The sequence below is a fragment of the Limnospira sp. PMC 1279.21 genome (genome assembly GCF_032349615.1).
In the GTDB taxonomy this organism is placed as follows: domain Bacteria; phylum Cyanobacteriota; class Cyanobacteriia; order Cyanobacteriales; family Microcoleaceae; genus Limnospira; species Limnospira fusiformis.
Map to the genome: position 1 here is coordinate 1 of NZ_JARPLU010000230.1, position 5,824 is coordinate 5,824.

Sequence of the window (5,824 nt, forward strand, 5' to 3'; positions counted from 1 at the left end):
TATTATACCGTATTGCCCTAAAATATTAACCTAATTTGAGATTAAATCATGCTCTATCTGCTAAGTGGCCACGCGCGGCTACCACTCAGCCCAAATGCTTGTGGATTATGGAAAATCGGCGATTTCGGCAATCGGGTTGTGGTATATTAAACAGAATCCTGCGATGAAAAAGTTAAGGTTAAGGCTATGAGCGAAATTTTTACAGGCAGTCTTATTGAACCCGTGTTACTCCTCTTAGGTTCCGTAGGGTTTTTCTTTTTTGCCATTCAAGCCTATCGCCAACTAGAAAAATGACTCCACCGTAGTAGGTGGCCGGGTGAAATCCCTTCCTCAAACTCCTATACTTTGATCAATACTAAAGCAATACAATGGTTATAAATGCACAGGACGGAAAATCTTTAGATGTGTTTGGGGTAGGAAATGCCCTATTAGATATTCTGGCCTTTGTCGAAGATGATTTTCTGGAAACTCATCAACTGGGTCGCGGCGGTATGACTCTGATGGATGCTCACCAACAGGGTACTTTATTGCAAGAGTTGGAGAATAGCCCACTTAAATTAAGCTGTGGCGGTTCTGCTGCTAATACCATGATGGCGATCGCTCAAAGTGGTGGAACTGGTTATTTTGCAGCCAAAGTAGGTTCCGACACCAACGGCGAGTTTTACAGACAAGACATGACCGCCGCCGGAATTGAGTTTGGGGTTAAATCGGCTACTGAAGAACAAGGACCCACAGGAACCTGTTTAGTCCTGACCACCCCAGACGCAGAACGCACCTTATGTACTAATTTAGGGGTATCTATTGCTCTGTCTCCAGCCGATATCGATTGGGAAGCATTTCGCCGCAGCCAATATGTATATATTGAAGGTTATCTCTGGGATGCTCCTGAACCCCGCCTAGCCTGTTTAGATATCCTCCAACAAGCTCAAACCCATAATATTAAGGTGGCTCTCACCTTTTCTGACCTATTCCTGGTGGAACGACACGGCGAGGAACTGCGACAATTATCAGCAGAATATGCTGATGTGATTTTCTGTAATGCAGATGAAGTCAAGGCGTTTTGTCAAGAAACAGACCTAGAAGCCTGTGCGCGTCAAATGTCTTCCTTAGCGGATCTAATTTTCATTACTAATGGCGGTCAAGGCTGTTTAGTTGTCCAAAATCAAACCATTACCCCGGTTTCTGGTTTTCCGGTGAAGCCTATTGATACTGTAGGTGCGGGGGATGCTTTTGCTGGTGGCGTTCTCTATGGACTCACTAACGGATTAACTACTGAGAAAGCTGCTCGCTGGGGGAATTATCTAGGTTCTCAAATTGTACAAGTCCGGGGCCCTCGTTTATCAGAATCCTATCGGTCACAGCTAGAAAAAATCATCAGCCGCTAATTTGATCATCGATTATCGATCATTATCCTGTAGGGGCGGTTTCCTACTCTCTCCTTAACCCCGGACTACAGAAATAGGAATATCTATCTTGTTTGTACCCGGTCCAAACCGCCCCTAATTCTGATTAAGCTGTAGCTGCCTCAGTTTCTCCTTCCCCGTCTTCAGCTTGTCCGCCACCACGATACAGAATTGAAGCCACTACTTGATCAGCCTCAGCAATAACTTCTACACCCTCTGGGAGTTGCAGTTCACTAATATGCAGCGCATCGCCAACTTCTAGTGAAGAAACTTCTACATCAATAGCTTCGGGAATATTCCCTGGCTTGCAGTTTACTTGCACTTCAGTAATTACTAGATCAAGCATTCCCCCACTATTTTTAACTCCGATGGGTTCGCCGATAAAGTTTAGGGGAATAGTGACTTCCACACTCTCGAGAGTTCCTACTGAGAAAAAACTCAGATGATAAGGAAAGCCTTTCCATGGGTGGGTTTGTACTTCCCGCAACAGAGCCTTACCAGCCCAGGATAAATCGGGAATATTCAGTTGAATCAAGGTATGATTCACGGCTCCCTTTTTCATGAGATTTTCAGCGCTTTTGGCATCAATGGTCAGTTCTTCAGATTCAGCCCCTTTATGACCATAAAGAACGGCGGGAATTAGACCCTCACGGCGTAAAGCTCTCGGTTTAGAACCTGATGGTCGCTTCTGACATTGTACAGTGATTTCCATGATTATTTCCTACTAACTAAACTGTGATGAATTTAGGGATATTTTAACCCAAAAATGCCGAGCGATCGCCACCCCATAAAATTTGATCACTCGGGTTAAGATTGATGCTCTACGGGCTGACCTTTGGCATCTAATAAAGCTCTTTTCGGGCCGTGAATGGGGTCTTCGACAATAATGGTTTGATCGCGACTGGCTCCTAGAGAAACAATGGCGATCGGAACCTCCATTAATTCCGCCAAAAACTTGAGATAATCAAGAGCTTGTTTCGGTAAGTCTTCCAAATCGCGACATTCAGCCGTAGATTTTTTCCATCCCGGTAAGGTTTCATAAATCGGCTGACAGCGAGCAAACTTGCGACCATCACTAGGGAAATCTTCGCAGCGTTCACCATCAAGATTATAGGCGACGCAAACTTTGATCTCTTCCAACTCATCCAAAACATCAAGTTTGGTAATAGCCAGACAGTCTAAGCCATTAATACGCACTGCATAGCGACCAATCACCCCATCAAACCAACCACACCGCCGTTGTCGTCCGGTGGTGGTTCCAAATTCCGCGCCGCGATCGCATAATACCTGACCAATGCCATCAACCATTTCCGTAGGAAAAGGTCCCTCTCCCACCCTGGTAGTATAGGCTTTCGCCACACCAATCACCCGATCAATCATGGTTGGTCCCACACCAGCGCCCACACAAGCGCCACCCGCCACCGGATTAGATGAGGTGACATAGGGATAAGTGCCATGATCTAGGTCTAGTAGGGTTCCCTGGGCTCCTTCAAATAAAATATTGTGCCGTTTCCGCACAGCATTATCAATTTTCAAGGAGGCATCAACCACATGGGGACGCAGGCGTTCTGCATATCCCAGATATTCTGTGATCACTGCTTCCGGGTCTACCGGGGGCAGATCATAGAGTTTTTCGAGGAGGACGTTTTTATATTTAATTGTCCATTCGAGTTGCGATCGCAGACTTTCCGAGTCCATCAAATCAATGACTCGAATACCCGTGCGTTCTGACTTATCAGCATAGGTCGGACCAATACCTCTGCCCGTTGTCCCAATTTTACGAGTTCCTCGGCGTTCCTCCGATGCCTGATCAATCAAACGGTGATAAGGCATCGTCACATGAGCCGTTTGAGCGATCATCAGTTTGGCGGTAGAAATGCCAAGTTCTTCTAGTTGGTCCAGTTCTCCAATCAATATTTTGGGATCAATCACCGTCCCCGAACCGATAATGCACTCGGTATCAGGATACAAAATTCCCGATGGAATCAGATGCAGTTTAAAGGTCTGGCCGTTGACTACAACGGTATGACCCGCATTCACTCCTCCTTGGTAGCGAACCACAACATCAGCCGATTTGCTGAGGAGATCGGTAACTTTTCCTTTTCCTTCGTCGCCCCACTGGGCACCTATTACGATTACGTTAGCCAAGGGACTCTTACGCCAAGCTACGGTTTACACAAACTCCTATTATCTAATGTCCATTGGTGTCATGTCAAATACTTCGATCGCCAAATCTCCCCCAATAGCCTTAGAACCTGCTTCTCCTCGGCTTCACCAGAAATCTCACCACCCTAATTCGGCTCCCCGATATCATGTAAAGTTTTGTAAAAAAATGTGTTTTTGTAAAATAAGCTACAGAAATTGTTGTATCTTAGTAAAAGAGGAGTATAAGTAATCAGCCCAAACTCTCTTTTTCCCATCAAATACCCCATTAGGGATTTTGATAAATTTAAAAAACCCCTTTAAAGTTCGTCTGCTTCTCTTTTATTAATTAGACTGATTGCTTTTGACTTTTTATCAATCAACTTCTCAATCAACTCCGTAATTGTTGCCAGTCAGCGACATTGACTAATCCTCAATGATTAGGGGGAATTTTTTTATCTAAAAAATCCGGAATTCCGTTGATTTAAAATTACCAATTAGGATAGCATTACCATGATTAATACTCTAAATGAAGCCAATATAAACTTATTACACAAAGTGCAGAAACTTACTGGCATGAGCCAATTTGAGGCAGAAGTTGCGATCGACAAAATCACCAAATCAACCCCCTCTGGCTTCATGAACATCAAAAACCTTGAGCGAGAAGGCAAAACTACCCCCGACATTCAACTGGTTAATAATTTTGTGAACCGTATGCCTCCCTACCAAGGCACTATTTATCGTGGTATCCCTTTTAGTAAATTAGAAAAACTGCAATCTTTTCTGACACTTATTCAACGCAATTGCGGATATACTATTGACTATATGACCAGCTTTACCTCCGATGAGTTAGTAGCGGAAGATTATGCTTATTCTGCCTATCCAGTAATCATCAGGATTAAAAATAATATTTCTGGCATTTCAATTAAAGAGTTTTTAATTTACAGCGAAAATGAAATCATAATTCCCAAAGGAACCCAATATCGCTTAACTCATTTACCGAAAGTAATTGAACCAGAAGAAATTTTATATATTGACATGGAAGAAATTTAAAATCATGCTCTAGGGGTGGTTTCTGGCAAATGTTCCCCCACCCGTAGAGACGAAGGAATCACCCGATCATATCACCCGCCCTTATTGCTTATAAATCTGGTCAATTAACCAAATTGAGGCAACAATACCGACAAAGTGGGCTAGAATGGTGTGATTGCTGGCGAGAACGACAATCAGATCTAGAGGTTGGATAAAGTCGCGAACAGTACCGGTTCCGAATACTAACTGGGAAGTAGGTTGAGAGAGGGCTTTAGCAAATAATATCCCACCGATCGCCTCTGCCGCAATGAGGGTGAGAGTCATTCCCACCAAATTACTAATTAGGGTAATGCGAATTTGCTTAATAGTGTCAGCGCGGGAAGGTCGCTGCGGTCTACCCTCTCGTAAGCGTTTAGATAGGCGAGTATAAGCATAGGCTTGATAGGTACTGAACCCCAACACCAACAAGCCAGCCACGGCAAAAAAGAAACCGCCGCTAGTCACGGCGGATGTACTCCCGCCGCCGGTAGTTTGGGCGGCTACAGCCGCAAAAAATAGGATAATGGCAGAAATTACAGCTAGGACAAGCTGCGCCCAAAAACAGATCCATCCCGCCCTACGGAGGGCAACAGCAACTCGCTGGGCGGACGCAGGTAAAGCTGGGCGTTCAGATGGATTAGACATTGTTTGAGGCTATATTTTGACTTGACCAATGGTAGATAATCAGTTCGGTGTGCTACATTTAACCTGTTCAAACCTGTACAAAAATTATGAAAGCTTTACACAGATTGAAAAAGTATCGCATTGTCTTGGAAGACAACGGCAGTAGCCTGCAAAGCACGAAGCATAATGTTTCGTGCGCCTACCCAATCACGGGGTGCTGTATAGCCGCAATTAGGACATTTAAAAACCTTACTTCCCCCTAGTTTCTCATGGATTTTACCACAATGGGGGCAGGTTTTAGAGGTATAACTTTCGTTACAACGAACCACTAAAACACCTTTTCTTTCTGCCTGTTGCATCAGATGTTTAGCAAATCTGTAGTGACTCCAAGTTAACAAGTTTTTCACTGACTTAGAGTTGAGCTTTCTACGAGATTTTAAAACCATTTGACTAGAATTAAAAGTAGGAAGAAAGATAAGTTTATAGTGATTAACCAAGAAATGAGCGACTTTCTTATGTAAATCATCCACTAGGTTACGAATCCGCTCCCGCATTCGATGAGAAGCTTTACGCATTTGATCTCT

6 protein-coding genes are annotated in these 5,824 nt (G+C 44.0%); 2 read left to right on the forward strand and 4 right to left on the reverse strand.

The features are described from left to right. Nucleotides 1-368 precede the first annotated feature (368 nt). The gene (locus P5683_RS22130) at nt 369-1,385 is read left to right on the forward strand and encodes an adenosine kinase (RefSeq protein WP_006668650.1); all 1,017 of its coding nucleotides are present in this window, start codon (nt 369-371) and stop codon (nt 1,383-1,385) included. 124 nt (nt 1,386-1,509) lie between these two features. Here P5683_RS22130 and P5683_RS22135 read toward each other — a convergent pair whose 3' ends face one another. Both P5683_RS22135 and P5683_RS22140 read right to left on the reverse strand, forming a co-directional pair. Continuing rightward, nucleotides 1,510-2,115 (reverse strand): 50S ribosomal protein L25/general stress protein Ctc, encoded by a 606-nt coding sequence (locus tag P5683_RS22135; protein ID WP_006622100.1) that lies wholly within the window; start codon nt 2,113-2,115, stop codon nt 1,510-1,512. Nucleotides 2,116-2,210: 95 nt separating this feature from the next. Then, complete coding sequence (locus P5683_RS22140; protein WP_006622101.1) at nt 2,211-3,551, reverse strand: adenylosuccinate synthase; 1,341 nt, start codon at nt 3,549-3,551, stop codon at nt 2,211-2,213. Nucleotides 3,552-4,058: 507 nt separating this feature from the next. Between P5683_RS22140 and P5683_RS22145 the strand changes: the two genes are divergently transcribed. Next, a complete protein-coding gene (locus tag P5683_RS22145; RefSeq protein ID WP_006622102.1) occupies nt 4,059-4,598 on the forward strand; it encodes a hypothetical protein in 540 nt (179 codons plus the stop codon). Between the two features lie 81 nt (nt 4,599-4,679). Here the strand turns inward: P5683_RS22145 and P5683_RS22150 are convergent, their stop codons facing one another. Further along, complete coding sequence (locus P5683_RS22150; protein ID WP_006622103.1) at nt 4,680-5,261, reverse strand: DUF3611 family protein; 582 nt, start codon at nt 5,259-5,261, stop codon at nt 4,680-4,682. A 95-nt stretch (nt 5,262-5,356) separates the two neighbouring features. Continuing rightward, the coding region (locus P5683_RS22155; protein ID WP_315663646.1) for a zinc ribbon domain-containing protein at nt 5,357-5,824 on the reverse strand (468 nt) is incomplete at its 5' end.

Bases quoted from the DNA above. Each gene is read 5' to 3' on its own strand.
- P5683_RS22150 (WP_006622103.1), bottom strand. From the start codon at position 5,261: ATGTCTAATCCATCTGAACGCCCAGCTTTACCTGCGTCCGCCCAGCGA.
- P5683_RS22135 (WP_006622100.1), bottom strand. From the start codon at position 2,115: ATGGAAATCACTGTACAATGTCAGAAGCGACCATCAGGTTCTAAACCG.
- P5683_RS22145 (WP_006622102.1), top strand. From the start codon at position 4,059: ATGATTAATACTCTAAATGAAGCCAATATAAACTTATTACACAAAGTG.
- P5683_RS22130 (WP_006668650.1), top strand. From the start codon at position 369: ATGGTTATAAATGCACAGGACGGAAAATCTTTAGATGTGTTTGGGGTA.